General features: G+C 57.0%; 11 protein-coding genes and 1 pseudogene. All 12 read left to right on the top strand.

Annotated features, from left to right (window positions below):
- Positions 1-14 precede the first annotated feature (14 nt).
- The 12 genes and pseudogenes from B5F98_RS00060 (at position 15) to B5F98_RS00005 (ending at position 22,722) form a co-directional block, all read left to right on the top strand.
- Complete coding sequence (locus B5F98_RS00060) at positions 15-1,151, top strand: hypothetical protein (RefSeq protein ID WP_087369090.1); 1,137 nt, start codon at positions 15-17, stop codon at positions 1,149-1,151.
- A gap of 52 nt (positions 1,152-1,203) precedes the next feature.
- Positions 1,204-1,548 carry a hypothetical protein gene (locus B5F98_RS00055; RefSeq protein ID WP_087369089.1) on the top strand — a complete coding sequence of 115 codons (345 nt, stop codon included), beginning with the start codon at positions 1,204-1,206 and terminating at the stop codon, positions 1,546-1,548.
- Positions 1,549-1,885: 337 nt separating this feature from the next.
- Positions 1,886-3,874 (top strand): InlB B-repeat-containing protein, encoded by a 1,989-nt coding sequence (locus tag B5F98_RS00050; RefSeq protein WP_087369088.1) that lies wholly within the window; start codon positions 1,886-1,888, stop codon positions 3,872-3,874.
- 255 nt (positions 3,875-4,129) lie between these two features.
- Positions 4,130-6,001, top strand: a complete 1,872-nt coding sequence (locus B5F98_RS00045) for an LPXTG cell wall anchor domain-containing protein (RefSeq protein ID WP_143482685.1) — start codon at positions 4,130-4,132, stop codon at positions 5,999-6,001.
- 67 nt (positions 6,002-6,068) lie between these two features.
- The gene (locus B5F98_RS00040) at positions 6,069-6,485 is read left to right on the top strand and encodes a winged helix-turn-helix domain-containing protein (RefSeq protein WP_071442147.1); all 417 of its coding nucleotides are present in this window, start codon (positions 6,069-6,071) and stop codon (positions 6,483-6,485) included.
- A gap of 731 nt (positions 6,486-7,216) precedes the next feature.
- Positions 7,217-7,710: pseudogene (locus tag B5F98_RS00035) on the top strand (lysine--tRNA ligase); the annotation flags it as partial.
- A 119-nt stretch (positions 7,711-7,829) separates the two neighbouring features.
- A complete protein-coding gene (locus tag B5F98_RS00030) occupies positions 7,830-8,696 on the top strand; it encodes a hypothetical protein (RefSeq protein WP_087369086.1) in 867 nt (288 codons plus the stop codon).
- A 193-nt stretch (positions 8,697-8,889) separates the two neighbouring features.
- Complete coding sequence (locus tag B5F98_RS00025; RefSeq protein WP_087229391.1) at positions 8,890-9,744, top strand: undecaprenyl-diphosphate phosphatase; 855 nt, start codon at positions 8,890-8,892, stop codon at positions 9,742-9,744.
- 196 nt (positions 9,745-9,940) lie between these two features.
- Positions 9,941-10,828 (top strand): hypothetical protein, encoded by an 888-nt coding sequence (locus B5F98_RS00020; protein ID WP_087369085.1) that lies wholly within the window; start codon positions 9,941-9,943, stop codon positions 10,826-10,828.
- Between the two features lie 401 nt (positions 10,829-11,229).
- A complete protein-coding gene (locus tag B5F98_RS00015; protein WP_087369084.1) occupies positions 11,230-17,625 on the top strand; it encodes a family 43 glycosylhydrolase in 6,396 nt (2,131 codons plus the stop codon).
- 9 nt (positions 17,626-17,634) lie between these two features.
- The gene (locus tag B5F98_RS00010; protein WP_087369083.1) at positions 17,635-19,548 is read left to right on the top strand and encodes a family 43 glycosylhydrolase; all 1,914 of its coding nucleotides are present in this window, start codon (positions 17,635-17,637) and stop codon (positions 19,546-19,548) included.
- Between the two features lie 18 nt (positions 19,549-19,566).
- Positions 19,567-22,722 carry a LamG-like jellyroll fold domain-containing protein gene (locus B5F98_RS00005; protein WP_087369082.1) on the top strand — a complete coding sequence of 1,052 codons (3,156 nt, stop codon included), beginning with the start codon at positions 19,567-19,569 and terminating at the stop codon, positions 22,720-22,722.
- The last annotated feature ends 162 nt before the right edge of the window (positions 22,723-22,884 follow it).

The raw sequence follows: 22,884 nt of genomic DNA, 5'->3' as shown, positions 1-22,884 counted from the left end.
GGAGGCGTTCTGCTATGAAAAAGAAAAGCGTATTATCCCTGCTGCTGGCGGCGGCGCTGGCGCTCTCCCTCGCCGGCTGCGCCGGGCAGGGGCAGCCGGGCGGAAAGGAGCCTGTCGTCAACAGCGACGGGACCATCACGAAAGAAGAAAACGACGTAAAAATCACTGAGACAGCGGCCAGGTCCATCGAAACCGAGCTGTATGAAACGGCGGATTTCAGCCTGCAGATCCCCAAGGGCTGGACAGTCACCAGCGGCGGTACGGCCATGTACCATTCCATCCGGGTGCAGGATCCCAGCCAGCCCCTCAACCAGATGTTTGTCCTGCTGAAGGCGGAGGGCCTGCTGCACAGCCAGGAGGGAAAGGACGCCTATGCGTATAACGTCACCATGGGGAACACATGGGCGCAGATGCTTTCCCAGGCGCCGGTGCTGACAACCCCCTCCACCGAAAACTTTTTCAAGCTGTTTTCGGAATACGCGGCGTTTGCAGAGCAGTGGGAGCCGAGCTATGCCGGCTATACCTTCCCCCGGTTTGACGGCTTTGCCGTGACCGACCGCTTTGCCTCGGCCAGCCTCCTGTCCTCGTATGCTCTGGGAGAAGAGACGCTGCGGGCGTCCTTTACCGAAAACGGCAAGGAAGGCGAGGGGATGTTCGCCGCGTCGGTGGTGGACTTCGGAAGCGTTGATATTGCCGCAGGACTGCCGGTAGGATATATCATCCCCTGGGCGGACGGCGGCTACTACATGGCATACAACGTCATGGCGGTCACCGCCGCGAAGGATACCTTCATCGAATGGGAGAGCGTCCTCACCAAATGCCTTGGAACGCTCGCCTATTCTGAGAGTTTCGTAAAAGCCACTGAGCAGGCCGGTGAAGAAAAGGTGGCGATGTCAAAGGAAATCAGCCGCATCACCAACGAGAGGCTGGAAATCATCATGGCGGCCTGGGAGGACCGGAACGTCGAGCAGGACATCACCAGCCAGATGCAGAGCGACGAAACCGGCGGCTACGAGCGCGTGTACGACACGCAGACCGGCGAAATCTACCGGGCGGAGGCCGGATGGTATGAAAGCACCGGCAGTGACCGCTACAAGCCGGTGACTGAAACCAAAATGTATGCAGAGCCCATCAGCGGTTACATCGAATAGGGAAGCGGCGGAAAACCGCAAACAAGGAATACATGACAAGGAGGGAAACGGAATGCGTCAGGTGAAAAGGCTCCTTCCCTATGTCCGGCGGTATGTGCAGATGGCCGTTTACGACGTGCTGGACGCGGAGGGGGCGGAATACTGGAAGAATGAAAGCGGCGCGGTGGTCGCCCGGCTTTCGGTTTACGGGAACGTCAGCACCTTCAGCCTTTCGACAGAGATACAGGATGTGGGGACCGGACTGACGGTTTCCATGCGTGAACCCTGTCCCGGCCTGTCGGCCCAGGGAGAGGAACGGGCGGTGACCGCCGTAGCCGATAAGGTTGCCCAGTACCTTGAGAACGAGCTGATGATCAACCGCCGCTGTTTCGTGCAGGATCGGCATTATGCTGTGTAAGGAACAGCGGCCGGCCCCAAGCGTGAAATTCTGTCCGAAATGCAGGGCGCCGCTCTCCCGCAGAGCGCTCCAGTGCGATAAAGGGCAAAACGCCGTCTATATCGTTCTGCTGGTCTCCTGCGGCGTGCTGGGAATACTGGACTGCAGGCGGAAAAAGGTGGTGGTCGAGGAATAAGGCTGAGAGATAAAACAAAACCGGCAAAAGCGCCTGCAGGCGGGGCTTCATGCAAAACCTGTCCCAGGCAGCCGGCAGGAAAAATTTTTAGAAGGGGCGCCCCTTCTATCCTTTGCTTACACCAAAGGATAAACAATCTTATTTGACAAGGAGGAAACAATCATGAAGCGAAAAATACTTGCAGGTTTGCTGACGCTTTGCATGACGGCGGGAATGGCCGTACCGGCAGCCGCAGCCACTACGCCTGCTGAACAGGAGCCGGGCGCGGAGGGACCGCAATACACACACGTAGACCACGTTTTGAATGAGGATACGCCTAGAACCAACATGGATATACTGGTTATGCCCGGCGAGAGTTTCACCGCACAGCCCAACATGGACATTCACAAGGGCAATTGCGGGTGTGTCACGGCGGACTATCAGTATTGGAAGTATATAACTACGGTTCAATTCTTTAATGCAGACCTGTATTTGGGATATGTTAATATTCCTAATTCTAATTACAGTGCTCATGAACCGAGGTATGTAAGTGATGGCTATTTAACAACCAGCACGCCGGATTTGTCAAAGCTGGAACCCATAACAAAATATTATGACAATGCGATAAAGATTGCCATTGAAAACAAGTTATTAGAGATCGACCCATCAGCCTATGGGGAAGAAGAATATAGTAATTTACAGTCCGCTTTGGAAGCGGCATGCGAACTTCCGGGGCATACTTTCAATGCAGGATATGTTAACAATACTGGTTTACCCATGCTTTTAACAGCTTGTTATGCCGGCGGCAAGGGAGCCGAAGGCGAGGAAGTGGGCACAGAAGGCTGCGGACACGTCGGTCATGGGCCTGTACGATCGATGTATGGCGGAGGTTTCTCTCAGTTCTATGTTACCTTTTATGAGCCTTATTACAATATAAACTATGAAGGCGTGGAAAACTATTTTACCGAGGAAGAATTGGCGGATTTGCCTGACCGCTATTATATCCAGCGGGAAGAGCAGCAGATTGTTCTGCCAAATCCTGTTCGGCCCGGCTATCATTTTAAAAACTGGAGAGAATCAGGGTATGATACAATTATTGGTTTGGGTGAAACAAAAACGGTAAAAGACGGTAAAACCATTATAACCTTTGATTTTGAAAACGGTTTAAGATATGGGGCAGAGGACAAAAACTTGGCGCCAATCTTTATAAGCGGCTGTACGGTTACTTTCAATCCCAACGGCGGAGCATTGAAGGACGGGGAAAAAGCTGTCCGTGAAATTGACGAGACAGGCACAGAAGACAGCAAGTTCTTCGATGTCAGCACAGTAGCTCCTGTGCGTGAGGGTTATACCTTTGCGGGCTGGTCTTTCTCGCCGTCTGGCGAACGTAACAGCATAATTGCAAACACCGCAAATTCTGACTGGTTTGCCGATTGGGAAAGCTATTACCGCAGCTTACAATACGGTGAAAACCCCGCTTCCACCAGTATCTATGACATACAGCTTTATGCTGTGTGGGAGAAAAATGTTACCGAGCTGACCGACTCCGACACCAACGTTTCCATCTCCCTGACCGACGGTGTGCCGGAGGACGCGACCCTTTCCGCTGATACTATCGCGCAGGAAAGCGTACTGGAAAGCCGTCCGGAGCTGAAAGAGGAGCTGCCGGGCCTGCTGTCCATTTACGACATCAGCGTCCGCCAGAATGGGGAAACCCTTGAAATCAAGGACAATCCCATGACGGTGAAAATCCCGCTGAACGACCACCTGAAAGGCTACAAATACTATCAGGCGGTGTATCTGGGCGACCCATTGGAACGCTTTGACGCGGTGGTGGAAGGAGACTTCCTCGTGTTTGAAACCGACCATTTGAGCCAGTACGCAATCCTTGGTTCTAACCCCACCGACCCAACTGACCCCACTACTCCAACAGATCCCACCGATCCGGCTGGGCCGACTGACCCGACCACCCCGACAGACCCCGCTGACCCGGCTGACCCAACCGACCCAGCCAAACCCGAACAGCAGGGCAAGCCTTCTGGGCAAACAGAAAACCCCCAGACCGGGGACAGCAGCGATATGGCGCTGTGGATCAGCCTGATGCTGGCCTCCTGCGGCGGATTGCTGGGGATGCTGTTCTACAAACGGGAAAAAACAGCGGCCGGGAAATAAGGCTTAAAGATAAAACAAAACCGGCAAAAGCGCCTGCGGGCGGGCTTCGTGCAAAACCCACAGCCCGCCCCGGCGCAGCCGGTATCCTTTTCAAGAAGGAATATCCCTTCTTTATGCTTTGGTATTCACCAAAGCATAAAGAACTTTAACTGCGGCAAAGAAGGTTATTCGTTCCGCCCTGGCTGCCTGAACCGGCGCACCGGGGAACGGATGGCATAGAAATATAGAGAAAAAGGCGGTGATACCCCAAAGAGAATGATCAAACCGTTTATTCACATGAATGTTATCTTGAAAGGAGAAAAATCAGTTATGAAATTGAAGCGAAAACTGCTTGCAGGACTGCTGACGCTTTGTATGGCTGTTGGAATGGCTGTGCCGGCGTTTGCGGAGAACGGCCCCTCGTCCGGGGACATGAGCGCTGCATGGGTGCAGCTGTATGATAGCAGTGTAGAAGAACCCGATGGCTATGTACTTTATAGCAACGGCGGCGAGGCTGACACGGTGGAGGGCGCTGTCTATGACAAGGCTACCAACACCATCACCCTGACAAACTACAACCACCCGGAAATGACCCTTGCCACCAACGAGATGGGCGACGATTTGAAGCTTCATCTGGTGGGTGACAATCATATCGCCGAACTGGTTGTATGGGGCTTCGGCTGGGGCGGCAATCTGGAAATTACCGGAGACGGCTCCCTGACCATCAATGAAAACAAAACGTCTCAGACTGCGGCGATCCGCTTTATGGCCGAGGGAACACAGGGTCTGCTCAAGGTCGGCTCAAACGCTTCTGTGACAGCGTATAAGAGCGCAGGTGAAAACACTTATTCTGCGGCCTTTGTATCGACAACATCCTCAACCCTTCCCTTCACAGGTAATCTGGAAACAGAGCTTGCCCTGACCGCCAATTCCGGCATCGAGGGGGAGACCACCGAATGGGAAAATGTCATATATGAAAGTCATTATGTTGCTCAAGACTGGAAGGTTCTCACCAAGGGCGAGGACGGAAAGAAATACGGCGTTAGTTACGGAACAATCTACACCGACAGCGATTTAACAAACGGCAAGCCTGTGGGCTATATCCACGAGCTGGTGAAGGTGGAAGGACTTCCTAGCCAAAATGAATATCTTGCCGTTCAAATTGCTACCGTTGACGGACTTGAAAAGGACGCTCTGCCTGAGGGATATACCGACTCAGGGGAAACCATCAGCGCCAAAATAGGCGATATCAGCTCTATGACAGTGCTGATCAAGGACGGGCAGAGGTTTTATTGGGGAGTAGACCCGAATCATTCCCAGTGGTTGGTCTATCAGACCGCCGTTGATAACGTAACTGCGGAGGATTGGGGTCAGACAACCCTGACAAAAATTGTAGTGCCTGTGGCTGGAGAAGGCGTCAGCGGTGCGACCGAAGAAGATATTCCGGCAGGCTATACCACCAACGTGGTAAAGACCGGCATGTATAGCTACTACTGCACCAATGATGTGATCAAAGTATCCCCGTCCGGGACTTCTACCGATCCGGGCACTGATCCTGGAACAAAACCTGGTGAGGATACTGGCGTCAAAGATCTGACTGCTTCCGAAACCGGCGTTTCCATCTCCCTGACCGACGGCGTGCCAGAGGGAGCAGAGCTTTATGCCGACACCATTGCACAGGAAAGCGTGCTGGGAAGCCGTCCGGAACTGAAAGAGGAGCTGCCGGGCCTGCTGTCCATTTACGAGATCAGCGTTAGAAAAGACGGTAAAGCTCTGGAAATCAAGGATAACCCCATGACGGTCAAAATCCCGATGAACGACCACCTGAAGGGCTACAAATACTACCAGGCGGTATATCTGGGCGAAGAGCTGGAACGCTTTGATGCAGTGGTGGAAGGTGACTTCCTGGTGTTTGAGACTACCCATCTGAGCCAGTATGCTATCCTTGGCTCCAACACACCGTTTGAAACCAGTACGGTTCAGGACGGAGAGCAGACCGGCGCGGGCGATCAGTCTTCCGATACAACGATTCCGCAGACCGGGGACGGCAGCAACATGATGCTGTGGATTGGTCTTCTGGCTGCATCCGGAGCCGGCGTCTATGGCATGACGCTTTACAGCAGAAAGAAAAAGGAACAGAATATATAACATTTTACGGCCGCCATCAGACAGATGGCGGCCGTTTTAGAAGGAAGGTGGGACTATCAAACGAATTGTGATTTTGGAACTATCAGACCAGGATAATGTTGCTTTAGAGGAAATTTCAAAGATTTTGGAGCGTCATCCTGATTTGAAGCTGATTGAAATGGTAGTTGAACCGACATTGATTTTTAACCACCTCATAATTGACACAGGAAAAAGAAAGGTATACTATAATCAGCAGGAGGTATTACTGACAACAAAAGAGTATGAACTACTTTACCGACTGGCCTTGTATGAAGGGCGGGTGTTGTCATACAGGCAGCTTTATGAGGCTGTATGGGGAGAAGATCCAATGGGAAATGAAGCCAATGCGGTAAGCTGTCATGTATACGGCCTGCGCAGAAAATTTCGTGAGATAGCACTCAGCTTACCTTCTGCTATCCGTTGTGTTCGAGAAGTTGGCTTTTGTTTTGAGGATATTACGGAATAAATAGGGGAAACGACCTGATAGCAGGTCGTTTCCCCTATTTATTTGAGCCATAAAGTCTTTTCTTACGGTGCAGTATTCAAAGGGCGGTAAAATTTGACATTATACAGCATTTTGTTGTTTGTTCTTGTCTAAACTTGCGACCGACTACGAAAATTCTACGGAAAATCTCGGAAAAATCTACAAAATTAGACGGTATAATCCCTATATCAACAATTATGAACGGGGATAAACATACCGGGCGGTTGTCCTATCCCCGCAGGGGGATAAAATGCCGGGGATAAAAAAGCAAACGGAAGCGTGATCTCAATTGGAGCGAATCTGAAATGAGGGCAACGAGCGAAAAGTATCGCCTTAATTCCTATGACGGCGAAGAACTGCCGTTTGAGAACTATATGAAACTTGACAATACAAATCCGGCTCCAGATGAAGTTGCAAAAATGATTAAAGCACTCTTTTCAATCGAGGAGTAATTTACCGAAAGAAAAATATGAAACCATTATATTGAAACGACGATGGATATCTATGCTGAAGCTACAGATCAGAAGAAGCAGGAATCATTTAACAACTTATCGAAGTTGGACATCTTTTGAGAAGGGTTCTCGGTGTGAGTCCTGACAACAAAAATTCTGCGAGGACAGCAGATTGACAACAATTTTGCTTTTTTCCTGATGTAATATGAATGAGTATGAAGTTCGGGAAAGTAAGCAAAACAAAGGATTTGAATGAATATGACGATGTACGAATTGTTGGGAAAACTTTTCCCCACCATGAAGCCTCTGGATATGCCCAAGAAGTCCGAGAGCGCCGCTGTGGCCGCTCCTGCTGCCTCTGTGAAGGTGGAGGAGAAGATCGACTTCTCCAAGGTGGAGATCGAGCCTCTGTTCTCCGATTTCGTGGACTTTGCGACCTTCTCCAAGTCTGATTTCCGTGCCGTGAAGGTGCTGGCCTGTGAGGCTGTGAAGAAGTCCAAGAAGCTGCTGAAGTTCACTCTGGACGACGGAACCGGCACCGATCGGGTGATTCTGAGTGGAATCCATGAGTATTATGAGCCCGAGGAGCTGGGGGCAAGACCTGCATCGCCATCACCAACCTGCCTCCCCGTCCTATGATGGGCATCGATTCCTGCGGCATGCTGATTTCCGCTGTCCACCACGAGGAGGGCGTGGAGAAGCTGCATCTGCTGATGGTGGATGACCACATCCCCGCCGGCGCCAAGCTGTACTAAGCATCCCAACCGAATTTGAGATGTTAGAGAGCCCCGTGAACAATTTGGTTCACGGGGCTCTTGCCGATGTATGGAGAGTAGGGTATGATGGGGGTACGTGTAGAGTGGAGGGATGATGTTTGAAGAGAGAATATGCGGAGGCATATGTCAGGTGGGCAGACTCCGATGGGTTTAATCTGGACTTCACGTCTTTGGATGGTATCATTTGTGGGGGATTTACCGCCATTTTTTTCATTGCAGCCGTGAGTTCACATCGATTTGTATGTTCCACTCTGTTAGTTGTATTACTTTTGGGGTATTGTGTGCTAATAGCGATTCTAAAACAGAAGTTACAGACGCTTACTTATTTCCAAAAGTTTCTCAACATTGGTGTCAGTGGATTGTTTACCAGAGTCATGTTTTTGCTGATGGCCTTGACCATTTTGGAAGTGACAGGGATGTACGGGATTTGGTACTATCTGCTTCTGGTTGGTGTGTGGCTGTTGATCAACATATTGGACTTTGGAATTACTTGGTGGCGTGTTCAAAGCGGAAGATTTTATAGGGCACAAGAGCGAGCGAAGAAAAGAAACAGGCGGGTGGGGAAGAAAACGGTACTCGGTGGGTCCTTGGCTGGGCTTGCGTGTATTGGAGCACTATCTGGAAGGATGGGGCAGCGGTTGGGGAAAGTGCTTTTTGCGAATGTGGGGCAGACAATTGCAGTCAATTTTGCGGTTTGGCTGTTCCTGGCCATCGGTTTAATGCTAGGGATGGGGTGCAGCGAATTGTGGAAGGCCTACTATGTGAAGAAGTACGACATCCAGGGGAAGAGTATCCCTGCATATATGCCAAGGCCTGGTCAAAAGCAGACGGCACTTCACAGCATCCTGCGCACTTTGGGAACCCTTGGGCGTATTCTCCTGATTATAATCGCATTTTCGGTGGGAATTACCCTTGTCATGTGCTTCTTCATGAGATGGCTGCCAGAATGGCTGAGCCACAGGTAAAGAAACCAAAGGATCAGTCTAAGAAATTTCTTAAGATTTCGATTTACACTGGATTAATGGCGCGCCAAATGGTATGATGTCAAAGATAGGCTCAGCCGTTGTGCAGGGGAGCCGTGGGGATGTGCACCCAGGACACCCGTGGGAAAACACACGGTGAATGTGTTGTAAATCTGACATACAAGGGAGTTTTTCTATGCTAGTATTGGAACTGTTAAAGTCTCTGTTCCTAGGCGTGGTGGAGGGCATTACGGAGTGGCTGCCCATCAGCTCTACGGGACACCTCATTTTGGTGGATGAGTTCATCAAGCTCAACGTCACCACAGAATTTATGGATATGTACCGCTATGTAATTCAGTTGGGCGCTATTCTGGCGGTACTGCTGCTGTTTTTCCATCGGCTCAATCCATTTTCTCCCCGCAAGTCTGTCCGCCAGAAACGGGACACTTGGAACCTGTGGGGCAAGGTGGTGCTGGCCTGCATCCCCTCTGCGGTGGTGGGCCTGCCCCTGAACGACTGGATGGATGAGCACCTCATGACCCCCTGGGTGGTGGCCGCTGCTCTGATCATCTATGGCCTTGGGTTCCTCTATGTGGAGAACCTGCACCGGACCCCCTCTGTTCGCAGTACCGGAGACATCACCTGGAAGACCGCTTTACTTATCGGCCTGTTCCAGACCCTGTCCATCATCCCCGGTACCTCCCGTTCTGGAGCCACCATTCTGGGCGCCATTCTCATTGGCTGCGCCCGACCCGCCGCCGCTGAATTCTCCTTCTTCCTGGCCATCCCCACCATGGTGGGCGTGAGCATTTTGAAGCTGGGCAAGTTCTTTGCCGAGAAGCTGATGGCAGGGGAGCCCGTCTTCACCGGGGAAGAGGCCGCCATTCTGGCTGTGGGCTTTGTGGTGTCCTTTGTGGTGTCGGTGGTATGCATCCGATTCCTCATGAACTTTGTGAAAAAACACGACTTCAAGATTTTTGGCTGGTATCGCATTGTGCTGGGTGCGCTGGTGCTGTTGTTCTTCGGCGTGCAGGCGCTTCTGGCCCACTGATTGGTACAAGAGAGACGGTTTCTCCCATGGGAGGAACCGTCTCTTGTCATTTGACTTTATTTCTGAAACTGTGGTATGATAAGGGCCAATTCCAGAGGCGGTGTGAGAGACGCCGCCCAAGAAGGCGAAAGTGGTGAAATTAGAATTGAATCCAAATCATGGGCTACAACCCAGAGAGGAGTCAAGAGAGAGTCATATGCAGCGCAATGGGCAGGGCGAGGCCCAGCATGCGCTGCGGGAGCTGGTACGTCGCTACGGCACCAAAGTGCTGGGAGACCCCAAGATTGGCCAGCTGGCCCGGACCAATCCGGCCCTGGCCCCCTATGGAGCGATGTTGGAGGCCTTTGCCAGAGCGGGCCTCTATGCAACATACCTGGACCATGTGGAACAGGGCAGGGAGAAGGACGCTGCCATCCGTGCTGCGGCGGACCGCCTGGCCCCCGTGGATACACCCCAGCGGGCTGCTGCAGAGTGGGCGTGTCGCGTCAACTGGCGGGTGGTGGAGCGCCGCCGTCCCAGCCCCAGCGCTCCCGCCCCACAGCAGCGCACCAAGCAGCGGCGGAGTGCACCGTCCCGGTCCATCTCCCTTCCATCCTTCAAACTCAGAAGGTCCAAAAAGAAAAAAGAGGAGAAGGACGGGCATCCCTTGTGGGCCACGGTGCTGTGTATAGTACGAATGCTGTTGGGCCTGGGGGTGATGGCGGTGGTGCTGTACAAGAGCGGAGCGGTGTCTCTGCTGGCCCAGATGGACGAGAACTTGTGGCGTCATCTACCTGAGACGGTGCAGCAGTTTATTCTCCACGCTCCGCCCGTAGCCTGGGAGCGCTGGCTGGTGGAGAGCTTGGCCCAGCGGCCACCCATGCTGGAGTTTGCCAAGCTGGTGTTGCACCAAGCCTGGTATCCCGCTGGAATCGCCTGTCTGATGCTGTGGGGCGGCTACTTGACGGTATTTGCCCCTCTGGCGGCCCATCAGGGCCAGGGGCTGATTCGGCAGATGTTGGGCGGAGCAGTGGCTCTTGTGGTGCTGGCCATGTTGTCTCTATTTGGCGTGTCAGCGCTCTATGCCATTGCCTTTCTGTGGTGAGAACCCCAGCTACTTCTATCATGATGATAAGTCCGGTGCAGAACGTGACGTTCTGCACCGGACTTTTGCTATCTTCATGTTTTTTTGGTGGTAACATTTCCTGCACGATAGAAACCGATAGGGCGGAAGGAGGAGAAAAGAGAGAATATTTTTAGGAAAAATATAAAATTGTATAATAAAGCCAATTGAGCAAAGTTGCCTGTGGGTATCCAGAGGGCTGGATTATATTTCTTTTTGAAAACAATCAAAGGGACATAACACGTAATGTACTGGGAATTGAGTGAAATCTACAAAATTGTATTGTTGGCTCCTCACAAATCTGTAAAAAATGTGCACTTTTCGTTGACTACAAATTTAGGAAGTTGTATGATGAAATCAACCTTATAACATAGGAGGGGCATATGAAAAAGCAAGTTCTTTCAATGTTGCTGGCGGCAGGCATGCTGTCCAGCTACGTGGCAGTTCCTGGCATGGTGCAGGCCAAAGCGGCTTCACCTGGGGACAGTCTCGTGGCCAATTACCAGTTCAATGGTAACTGGCAAGATTCCGTCCATCCCGGCACCGTGGGTACTGGAGAAGGCTCCAGCCAGCCCACCCTCGTCACCGATGATACCCGGGGCGAGGTGATGAAGTCGGGCAGCGGGAAGAGCTGGGTCAAGACCGACAACCCGCTGTACGGCGAAGACCTGTCCGGGGGGTTCACGGTGAGCGCATGGATTGACGCCAACGCCGTGGACACCTGGCTGGGCATTTGGAGCTTCTCTTCCGGCACAGGCAACGCCGATGGATTCTATGGCATGTCCAGCAACGGCAGCATCTACTTCAACGACAATCCCGGCGCCGCCACCTATCAGGACATGAAGGAGTTTGGCGGTACCGTCACCAAGGATGGCGGCTGGGAGCATGTCACCGTGGTGATGGACAGCCAGCAGATTCGCATGTATAAGGATGGGGCTCTGGTCAAGGAGCTGACTCCCTCCACCCAGGGCGTCAACCCGGGGAAGGGTACCGACTACATGCTGGACGTTGTCTCCACCACCCAGTTTATCTATCTGGGCACCGCCAGCCCCCACTATTGGAACTCTGGGGACTTCAAGATGGATGACTTCAAGGTCTATTCCAAGGCCCTCAGCGAGGACGAGGTACGCACCGAGTACCTGTCCGACGAGACCGAGGCCGCTGCCATTGTGGCGGGGGACAAGGCCGCTCTGACCGTGGCTGACATGGCCAGCATGGACCTGACCCTGCCCACCGTGGGCAGCAGCGGCTACACCACCATCTCCTGGGTCTCCAGCAATCCCGATGTCATCGCTCCCGATGGCACCGTGGTACGCCCGGAGGAAGACACCCAGGTGACCCTCACCGCCACCATCTCCCTGGGTCAGGTGTCTGACACCAAGGAGTTTACCGTGACGGTGCCCAAGCAGAACCCCAATGGCGATCTGGCCATTTATCGGGACCAGCTGACCCTGGGCGCTGGCTACATTGCCGGAGACCTGGAGCTGCCCGACTCCATCGGGGCTGCCTCCATCACCTGGACCTCCAGCGATGAGGAGTTTATCACGTCTGAGGGCAACGTGACCCGCCCCCAGAACGGCAACGCCGCCGTGACCCTCACCGCCACCCTGAGCCTGGATGGGGCCGACGATGTGACCAAGGACATCAAGCTGGTGGTGCTGGAGCAGGGCGCGGACATCGCCTCCTATGTGAGCAATGACCCCGATCTGTCCACCGATGGCCTGCGTGGCCAGACCGGCGGCATGAAGATCGCCCAGGAGGAGGCAGACGGCACCTTTACTGTTCTGCACAAGGACCAGCCCATCATGTACACCACCCTGGGGGCCAAGGCCTATGTGTCTCCCGTGCTGCTGCGCAAGGCAGATGGAGACCGCTTTGCCATGATCGCCGGGGATGGCGGCAACAACTCCACCATCCTGGTGTACGACTCGGACGATCTCATCGACTACACCAACGAGCGCACGGTGTCCCTGCCCGGCGTGTCCAGCATCGCCAAGCTGGCGTGCGTGTACGATTTGACCACAGAGGAATACCTTTTGTATGTAGAGGATAAGGCCGGGACTGTGTACCAGTATACCTCTGAGGATTTGTCTGTGTTTGAAAAAGCAGAGAGTACAAATTATACCTTCTCTAGCCTGTCTGGTGTGCCTTCTGACGCTGTGTGGGCCACCTCCATCCCCCTGACCCAGGCGGAGTATGACAAGCTCACCGCCAAGTACTCCAACCCCTACAACACCTCCATCACCCCGGTGACCCAGGAGGTGACCGTGGAGGAGAACGGCGATGCCCAGCAGGCTCTGGATGAGGCTGTGGGTGAGCTGATCGCCCAGTACTCCAACGGGGAAGAGCGCACCTACGATGTGCGCTGGAACACCTCCGATCTGGACAAGGTGGACACCAGCCGTCCCGGCGTGGAGTACACCATCCGGGGCACCATCGGCGGCAGTGCCTACTACACCGATGCCCAGGACCCCCTCATTGAGGAGCGGGCAGACCCCAGCATCACCTACGACGAGGAGCGGGACCTGTACTACTTCACCGCCTCCTATCCCGTCAACGGCAAGGACGGGGCGGACGGCTATGACCGCCTGGTCATCCGTGTGGCGGACACCATCGAGGGTCTGGCCGACGCCCAGGAGTATGTGATCTGGGACGAGAGCGAGAGCCAGGGCTTTGGCCAGTTCATCTGGGCCCCTGAGCTGCACAAGATCGGCGACTCCTGGTACTTCCTGAGCACCGCCGCCCGGGTGGAGAGCGGGTACAGCTTTGATCTGCGCCCCTTCCTGCTCAAGTGCAACAACGCCGATGACATCACCAACCCCGACAGCTGGGGCGAGCCGCAGCGTATCAACCTCAAGGCCGGGGATACCACAGCCCTCAACGCCATGTCTCTGGACATGACTTACTTTGAGATGGGGGACAAGGCCTACTACGCCTGGGCGGACTTTACCCGCAATGCGGACAACCCCAACGGCGTGTCCAGTATCTACATCGCCAGTGTGGACCCCGCCAACCCCACCCAGCTGACCAGCAACTGCTCGGTCATCTCGGTGCCGGAGTACTACTGGGAGCTCCAGCGCTACACCGTCAATGAGGGGCCCTCTGTGCTCCAGAACAATGGCAAGGTGTACATGGCCTTCTCCGCCTCCGGCACCGGCGCGGAGTACTGCATCGGCCTGCTCACCGCGGATGCCTCCAGCGACCTGCTGAACCCCGACTCCTGGACCAAGACCCCCTATCCCATCATGACCAGCGGCGACTTCAACGACGAGCTGTGCGGCCCTGGCCACAACTCCTTTACCGTGGATGAGGACGGCAACCCCGTCATCGTCTACCACGCCCGCAACGCCGCCGAGCACGCCAACCACAGCGGCGATCCCCTGTACGACGCCTGCCGCCACGCCTACGTCAAGCCCGTGTTCTTTGACTCGGAGGGCGTGCCTGTGCTGAACATGTCCGACGACGAGTTTGTGAAGGGCGGCTCTGAGATCACCGTGACCCTGAAGGTGGCTGGCGAGGCCCAGGAGGCCCAGCCTGTGCTGGAGTACAACTTTGACGAGGACTGCAACGGCCAGACCGCCAAGGACAGCGTGGGCGACAACAACGCCACCCTGGAGGGCGGCGCTGTGTACGCCCAGGACCCCGACTACGGCCAGGTGCTCTACTTGGACGGCGACAGCAGCGACGGCTGGGGCGGCAATGACAGCTATCTGGCCTTCCCCGAGGGCTTCTTCGACGGCATGGACAGCGTCACCATCTCCATGGACGTCAAGGAAGTGACCCGCTGGGGCAACTTCTTCACCTTTACCATTGGTCAGGACAACCAGAAGTATTTGTTCCTGAAGACCATGCCCACCAACCTGAAGCTGGCTATCACCACCAGCAGCTATGGTGCGGAGCAGGTGGCCTCCTGGAGCGGCGCCTATCCCGACAACAGCCGCACTTGGGTGAACCTCAAGCTGGTGGTGACCCGAGACAGCATCAGCATCTACCGGGACGGGGAACTGGTGGCGGAGAAGCAGAACACCGGCATCAGCATCTCCGATCTGGGCGACAACCTGAAGGCCTATCTGGGCAAGTCCTTCTATGGGGAGGACCTGTACTTCCGCGGCTACTTCGACAACGTAAAGGTGTTCGACTATGCCATGTCTGAGTGGGAGGTCAAGACCTCTTATGAGCAGGACGAGGCGGACCGTCTGGCCATGCTGGAGGACGTGCAACGGGTGGCCGAGACCTTTACCATCCCCAACGCCGACGACATCCGGGGCAACATCACTCTGCCCCAGGAGCAGGACGGCGTGAGCATCACCTGGACCTCCTCCAACGAGGACGTCATCAGCACCGCTGTGGTGGAGCATGAGAACTACGACGCCACCCCCGCCGGTGTGGTCACCCGTGGCGAGAAGGACCAGACCGTCACCCTCACCGCTGTCTTCTCCAAGGAGGGCCAGACTTCCGTGACCAAGACCTATGACGTGGTGGTCAAGGCCAAGGCGGAAGAGGTCACCGAGGACGACTATGTGGGCTACCTGTTTGTCCACTTCACCGGCAACGAGGCCGCTGCTTCCCACGAGCAGACCTACTTCTCCATCAGTGAGGACGGCTTGAACTGGACCGACCTGAACAACAACCAGGCGGTGCTCACCAGCAACATCGGTGAGAGCGGCCTGCGGGACCACTTCATCGCCCGGGCGCCCGAGGGCGACAAGTACTACATGATCGCCACCGACCTGAGCATCTACCACAACGGCGGCAACTGGCCCGGCGCTGGCGGCAGCGGCAGCCACGGCATTGTGGTGTGGGAGTCCACCGACCTGGTGAACTGGAGCGAGCCCTGGATTGCCGAGATCGCCCCCGAGAACGCCGGATGCACCTGGGCCCCGGAGTTCATCTATGATGACACTACCGGGGAGTATGTGGTGTACTGGTCCGCCACCTCCATTGAGCTGGACGAGGAGGGCAACATCGCCCAGGAGTATGAGAATCACGCCATCTACTACAGCAAGACCCGTGATTTCCGCACCTTCACCGACCCCGTGCTCTACCACGCCGGCGGCACCGATGCCAACGGCAAGCGCATCAAGGTCATCGACTCCACCATGATCGAGAGCGATGGCAAGTACTACCGCTACACCAAGAACGAGAGCCGGGGCATCATCGAGATTGACGTGGCCGACTCCGTGCTGGGCACCTTCACTCCCATTGAGTCTGTGGACTTGAGCAGCAATCTGCCCGCCGCTCAGGGAGCTGTGGAAGGTCCTATCATCTTCAAGCTCAATGAGAAGAATGCAGAGGGTGAGGACCAGTGGTGCCTGATGGTGGACCGCTTCGCCAGAGGCCAGGGCTACTATCCTCTGATTACCACTGATTTGTCCTCCGGGGAGTTCACCATGCTGGACGACAGCCAGTACTCCATGCCCAGCAAGTACCGCCACGGCTATGTGATGCCTCTTACCGCCAAGGAGTATGACGCTTTGCAGCGCGCCTATGGCTCCGAGGACTATGTGAGCACCTACCTGCTGGAGCAGACCCTTGAGGCTGCCAAGGGCATCGACATGGACGCCCTGACCCAGGACAGCGCCCAGGCTCTGGCCCAGGCCATCGCCGCCGCTGAGGAGGCCCTGACCACCGTTCAGACCACCCAGGAGGCGGACGCCGCTGCCCAGGCCCTGCAAGAGGTCATGGACAACCTGACCTATCAGGAGGATGTGGTGCTGGAGTCCATCCAGGTCACCGCTCCTAACAAGACCGAGTACACCCAGGGCGAGGAGCTGGACCTCACCGGCATGACCGTCACCGCCACCTACAGCAACGGCACCACCCAGGATGTCACCGCTCAGGCCAGCGTCACCGGGTATGACAAGGACCAAGTGGGGGCTCAGACCATCACCGTCACCTACACCGAGGACACCATCACCGTCACCGACACCTTTGTAGTCACCGTGACAGAGGTGGAGCAGCCCAGCAATGTGGACAAGACCCTGCTGGAGAAGACCATTGCCTATGCAGAGAAGCTGGACACCACCGGGGTCACCGACTCCGCCGTGGCCGCCTTCCAGAAGGCGCTGGCCGAGGCAAAGGCCGTGATGGCCGACACCGATGCCACCCAGGAGCAGGTGAACACCGCTTGGGACAACCTGCTGGAGGGCATCTGGGGTCTGGGCCTCACTCAGGGCGACAAGACCCTGCTGGAGCAGCTTATCACCAAGGCCGACGGCATGATGGCTGAGGCCGACAAGTATGTGGAGACCAACTGGAAGCATCTGGTGGACGCTCTGGAGGCCGCCAAGAAGGTTATGGAAGATGGGGACGCCATGGACGAGGACATCCAGCCTGTGGCTCAGGCTCTGCTGAATGCCATCCTGGCCCAGCGCTTCAAGGCGGACAAGTCCATCCTGGAAGGCCTCATCGGCAAGGCTGAGGGCATGGACCTCTCCGGCTGCACCGCCGAGTCTGTGGCCACCTTCCGCACAGCCTTGGTCAATGCCCAGGCTGTGATGGCGGATGCCACCCTGTCTGAGGAGGACCAGAAGACTGTGGACGAGGCCGTGGCCGCGCTCACCGCTGCCATGAACGGCCTCACCGCCCAGGGCGAGACTCAGCCCTCGGACAAGCCCGAGACCACCGACAAGCCCCAGGCTACCCAGAAGCCCGACTCGGAGGGCGGAAGCGTTCAGACTGGGGACCAGGCCAATGTGGTGCTGCCCGCAGCGGTGGCTCTGCTGGCTCTGGCAGGACTGATGTTTGTTGTCGGCTTTGAAACAAAGAAACGGGGGTAAAGACAGCGTATGAAACAAAAACGGTTTGTGGCAGCCGCCACGGCAATGCTTATGTGCATTGCCGTGGGCGGCTACGCCGCCGTGGCAGGGCAGGAGACCCAGCCCCAGGTGAAAGTTCTGGATAAGAGTGTATCCGGCAATCCCATGCTGGGCTTTGACGAAAACGGCGACGTGCTCTACGGCGGCGACCCCTCCATTTTGGTGGACGGGGACACCGTATACTGTTACGTGGGGCATGACACCTCCACCGGCGAGTATTATCACATGCCGGACTGGCGGTGCTACTCCTCCACCGATATGGAGAACTGGACCTATGAGGGGGAGATCCTCAACGCCGCGGACATTTCCTGGGCGGCGGATGACGTGTCCGCCTGGGCCTCTCAGGTGGCCAAGGGCAGCGATGGCAAATATTATCTGTACTACTGCACCGAGGCCGACCGGGCCAATGGCGGCGGTAAGTCCATCGGCGTGGCGGTGGCCGACCAGGCCACAGGCCCATTTGTGGACATTGGCCACCCCCTGGTGCGCAACATCGACACCCCCAACGGCCCCCACACCTGGGAGGACATCGACCCCACCATCTGGATGGAGACGGATGAGAACGGGGTGGAGCACCGGTATCTGGGCTGGGGCAACAACCGTTTCTTCGTCTGCGAGCTCAATGAGGACATGATCTCCATCCGGGACCGGGACGGCGACCCCGACCACCTCTCGGTGGGCTACTACTCGGAGGACGGCACCCCCAACGACATTGTCATCGGCAAGATGAACGGCATCGAGATCTTCAACGACCAGGACAAGTTTGAGGGCCACAGCTACACCGAGGCCCCCTACTACTACCGGCAGCAGGATGAGAATGGCAACTATTTTGGCCCCTATTACATGTTCTTTGCCACCGACTGGCGGGAGCAGATGGCCTACGCCACCACCGATGACATTATGACCAATGAGTGGGAGTTTGGCGGCATCCTCATGGAGCCCTCTGCCACAGGCAACACCAACCACATGGCAGTCTTTGACTTCCAGGGTCAGACCTACTTTGTCTACCACGACGGCAGCCTGCCCCACGGCAGCGGCTTCCGCCGGGTGGCCTGTGTGGAGAAGATGGAGATCAATGCCGATGGCACCATCGACCCCATCGCCAAGACCGCTGTGGGCCTCACCGGCACGGTGAGCACCATCACCGACTACACCGGGGCCTATGTGGCCAACGAGCCCTTTGAAAACTCCCTGTCCGACTCCTTCTACCCCATCACCGACTGGAGCACCGCCAGCCTCACCGCCCGGGGCAGCAAGGACATTCTGGTGGACTTCTTCCAGACCGGCACCGAGAAGGAGTGGGAAATCAATCCCGGTAAGGCGGACAAGAGCGTGGAGGAGTACGTCTCCATTGAGTCCAACAACAAGCCGGGGCTGTACATCACCGCCGGGGACAGCTCCGGGGACACCATCCCCGTGGTGCTGGCCCAGGACGCCGGTGGCACCCAGGACGAGGCTCTGCGCATGACCTTCCGCACCCTGGAGGGCTTTGCCGGAAAGGGCGTGAGCTTTGAGAGCGTGAAGTACCCCGGCTACTACCTGGTCAGCCGGGACGGCGATCTGCTGCTGGCCCAGGACGTGGAGGACGAGGAGGCCACCTTCTTTGTCTCCACCGAGGACACCGCGGTCACCAGCCAGCCCGCCGACGTGCAGAAGACCACCCGGATGTACACGGTGGGGGAGACCCTGAACACCGACGACATCCGCATCCTGCTCCAGACGGGGGACGGCCAGTATGTGACGGTGGACACCTACACCACCAACGCCTCTGAGGTGGACATGAGCACCACGGGTAAGAAGGAACTGCGGGTCACCTACCAGTACGCAGGCAAGCAATATGAGGCCTCCATCACCATCACCGTGGTGGAGCAGGACTACCGCTGAGAGGAGGAAGACAGGGATATGAAACACAATAAATTCATCTCTGCCCTGTTGGCCGGGGCTATGGTGTTCACCAGCACCTCTCTGCCGGGTTACCTCCAGGCCAGCGCCCAGGGCGTGGCTCTGGAGGACGGACTGGTGGCCGCCTATTCCTTTGACGGCGAAACCCTCGCCGACGAAAAGGGGGGCAGCGGTGCCTCCGCCATTGTGACGGGGCTCAATGCCTACAGCGGCGCCCCCGTCTATGAAGCGGGTAAGGAGGGCAAGGCCCTCCGGCTGGGGGACTACGGCTTGAAGCTGAACCGGGAGGACCTGGGGGACAACTTCACCGTGTCCCTGTGGCTGAACTGGGACGGCTCGGTGGTGTATAACCAGAGCGTCCTCTTCCTGGGCTATCATAACCCGGAGAAGTGGCTGGCTGTGGGCGGAACAGAACACGACGGCCTGACCAATAGCCGCTTCTGGGCCAACGGCAACGGCTATTCCTGGACCACACTGGGCAGTGCCGACCTCAGCGGGGGCTGGCACCAGCTGACCCTGGTGGGTTCCTCCGGCGGCGTGGCCGCCTACCTGGACGGGGAACTGTGCGGGTCTGGGACCAGCAACGGACCCCTCACCGGGGCAGACCAGGACATCTATGTGGGTGTCAACAACTGGGACGAGGAGTTTACCGGGCTGGTGGACGAGGTGAAGGTGTACGACCGCACCCTCAGTGAGGCGGAGATCTACCGTCTCTATGACAGTGAGACCTCCACCGAAACCCTGTTGGACCAGACTGGCATCACCGCCACCTCCAGCTTGAGCATGGTGGTGGGGCGCACCCAGTCCATTGAGGTCTCCATGCACCCGGTGGTGGCAGCAGCTGCCCCCACCGTCATCTATGAGACCAGTGACGACACCGTGGCACAGGTCTCCCTGGACGGCGTGGTCACTGCTGTGGCCTCCGGCAACGCCGTCATCACCACCACCGTGACCCTGGGGTCTGTAACCAAGACCGCCCAGACCAACGTGACGGTGGGCGGCACCCTGGATGACCGCCTGGTGGCCTCTTTCGACTTTGAGAACACCCTGGACAACGGGGTGGAGGGCGGCACCGATGCCCAAGCCCTGGGGTACAAACTGGGCAGCTACACCGGGGAAGTGGTCTATGAACAGGGGCGGGACGGCCAGGCGGTCCGCCTGGGCGACTATGGCCTGAAGCTCAACCAGCAGGACGTGGGGGACGAGTACACCGTGTCCTTCTGGGTGAAAAACCATTCCGCGCTGGCGGAAAACCAGGTGCTGCTCCTTCTGGGCTATCATGACCCGGAGAACTGGATGGCCCTGTCCGGCAGCCAGAGCAACACCTCCAAGCTGAAGTTCTGGGGCAATGGCGGTGGATTTAGCTGGACCACGCTGGCCACCACCTCCGTGCCCGCCGACACCTGGCACCAGATCACCATCACCGGCACCCAGGGCCAGGCCACCCTGTATCGGGACGGCGTGAGCCTGGGTACCGTCCAGAGCAACAACCCCCTGACTGGGTCCAATGCGGACATCTACCTGGGCGTGAACAACTGGGATGCCCTGTTTGACGGCCTGGTGGATGAGGTCCGGGTGTACAACATCGCCCTGTCCCAGGAGGAAGTGCAGGAGCAGGCCATGGATGAGTTCCAGGCTATGTTCCAGCAGAGTGTGGAGGGGACCCTTGAGGCCGCCCAGCTGCTGGGGGACAACGACAGCGCCCAGAATGTGCGCTATGACCTGACCCTGCCCCAGACTGCCGGAGGCATGGATGTGACCTGGACCAGCAGCAATCCCGACGTCATCGCCACGGACGGAACTGTGACCAGCCCGGAGGTGGACACCGATGTGTCCCTCACGGCAGTGTTCCAGAACGGCCTGCTGCGCTATGAGGTGAGCTTTGACTTCACCGTCACTGCCTTTGACCGCTTCCAGCTGGACACTCTGCTGGAGCAGGCACGTGCGGTGGACACCACATTGCTCACCCCGGAGAGCGCCCAGCGTCTGGCTCAGGCCGTTGAGGCTGCGGAGGGTGTGGAGAACACCTTTGCAGCGGTGGACCAGGCGGTCCGGACCCTGCGCTTTACCCTGGACCACCTCTACTACCGGGATGAGGCGGTGAACCCCTTCGCCTTCATCCAGGAGGCAGAGACCCAGGTGGAGCTGGAGGCAGGGGAGACCGCCCAGGTGTTCACCCTTCCCGACAGCGTCCAGGACTATGTCACCGTGACCTATACATCTGAAAATGAGGACGTGGCCACGTATCAGGACGGCGTGGTGACCGCAGCGGGCTCTGGAAAGACCATTGTCACCGCCACCGTCACCGCCAAGTATGACGGCTTCCAGATGGCCTATTCCACTGCCGTAGAGGTGCTGGGCCAGCCGGAGCCCACTCCCGAGCCCGGCGATGTGGACAAGACTCTGTTGGAGAAGACCATCGCCTATGCCGAGACCCTGTCCACCGACGGTGTCACCGACTCCGCCGTGGCCGCCTTCCAGAAGGCGCTGGCCGAGGCTAAGGCCGTGATGGCTGACGAGAACGCCGACCAGGCCCAGGTGAACGCCGCTTGGGACAACCTGCTGGAAGGTATCTGGGGTCTAGGCCTCACTCAGGGTGACAAGACCCTGCTGGAGCAGCTCATCACCAAGGCCGACGGCATGATGGCGGACGCCGACAAGTATGTGGAGACCAACTGGCAGCAGCTGGTGGACGCTCTGGCCGCTGCCAAGGACGTGGCCGCGGATGGGGATGCCATGGACGAGGACATTCAGCCTGTGGCTGAGGCCCTGCTGAATGCCATCCTGGCCCAGCGCTTCAAGGCGGACAAGTCCATCCTGGAAGACCTCATCGGCCAGGCCGAGGGCATGGACCTCTCCGGCTACACCGCCGAGTCGGTCGCCACCTTCCGCACCGCTCTGGCCACTGCCCAGGCTGTGATGGCAGATGCCACCCTGTCTGAGGACGACCAGGCCAAGGTGGACGATGCCGTAGCCGCACTGAGCGCCGCTATGGACGGCCTCACCGCCGAGGGCGAGACTCAGCCCTCGGACCAGCCGGAGAATGTACCCCAGACGGGCGACTCCGCTCAGCTGATGGGATATGTGGCCGCTCTGGCCACTGCTGTGATGGCGCTGGGCGCTGTCACCGTGGTGCGTCGCCGCCGCCGCAATTGAATCGGTTTAGGCTGAGAAATCAGCCAAAATAAGAAAAAGGGATGGATGTGTCGCAAAACGTAAGTTTTGTGGCACATCCTTTTTTACTCTCAACAGCAAAAACGAATCCAGTATGTGGAACTTCCGCAGCGTTTTGGGCATGCAAAAGCCAGCCCACACCAC

Origin of the sequence: Pseudoflavonifractor sp. An44 (genome assembly GCF_002161675.1) — a bacterium.
In the GTDB taxonomy this organism is placed as follows: Bacteria; Bacillota; Clostridia; order Oscillospirales; family Oscillospiraceae; genus Enterenecus; species Enterenecus faecium.
Note: the sequence above shows the minus strand (reverse complement) of the source record. Positions and strands in the feature narration are given on the sequence as shown.

Coding starts and splice junctions, on each gene's coding strand:
- B5F98_RS00060 (WP_087369090.1), top strand. CDS start 15: ATGAAAAAGAAAAGCGTATTATCCCTGCTGCTGGCGGCGGCGCTGGCG.
- B5F98_RS00055 (WP_087369089.1), top strand. CDS start 1,204: ATGCGTCAGGTGAAAAGGCTCCTTCCCTATGTCCGGCGGTATGTGCAG.
- B5F98_RS00050 (WP_087369088.1), top strand. CDS start 1,886: ATGAAGCGAAAAATACTTGCAGGTTTGCTGACGCTTTGCATGACGGCG.
- B5F98_RS00045 (WP_143482685.1), top strand. CDS start 4,130: ATGATCAAACCGTTTATTCACATGAATGTTATCTTGAAAGGAGAAAAA.
- B5F98_RS00025 (WP_087229391.1), top strand. CDS start 8,890: ATGCTAGTATTGGAACTGTTAAAGTCTCTGTTCCTAGGCGTGGTGGAG.
- B5F98_RS00020 (WP_087369085.1), top strand. CDS start 9,941: ATGCAGCGCAATGGGCAGGGCGAGGCCCAGCATGCGCTGCGGGAGCTG.
- B5F98_RS00015 (WP_087369084.1), top strand. CDS start 11,230: ATGAAAAAGCAAGTTCTTTCAATGTTGCTGGCGGCAGGCATGCTGTCC.
- B5F98_RS00010 (WP_087369083.1), top strand. CDS start 17,635: ATGAAACAAAAACGGTTTGTGGCAGCCGCCACGGCAATGCTTATGTGC.
- B5F98_RS00005 (WP_087369082.1), top strand. CDS start 19,567: ATGAAACACAATAAATTCATCTCTGCCCTGTTGGCCGGGGCTATGGTG.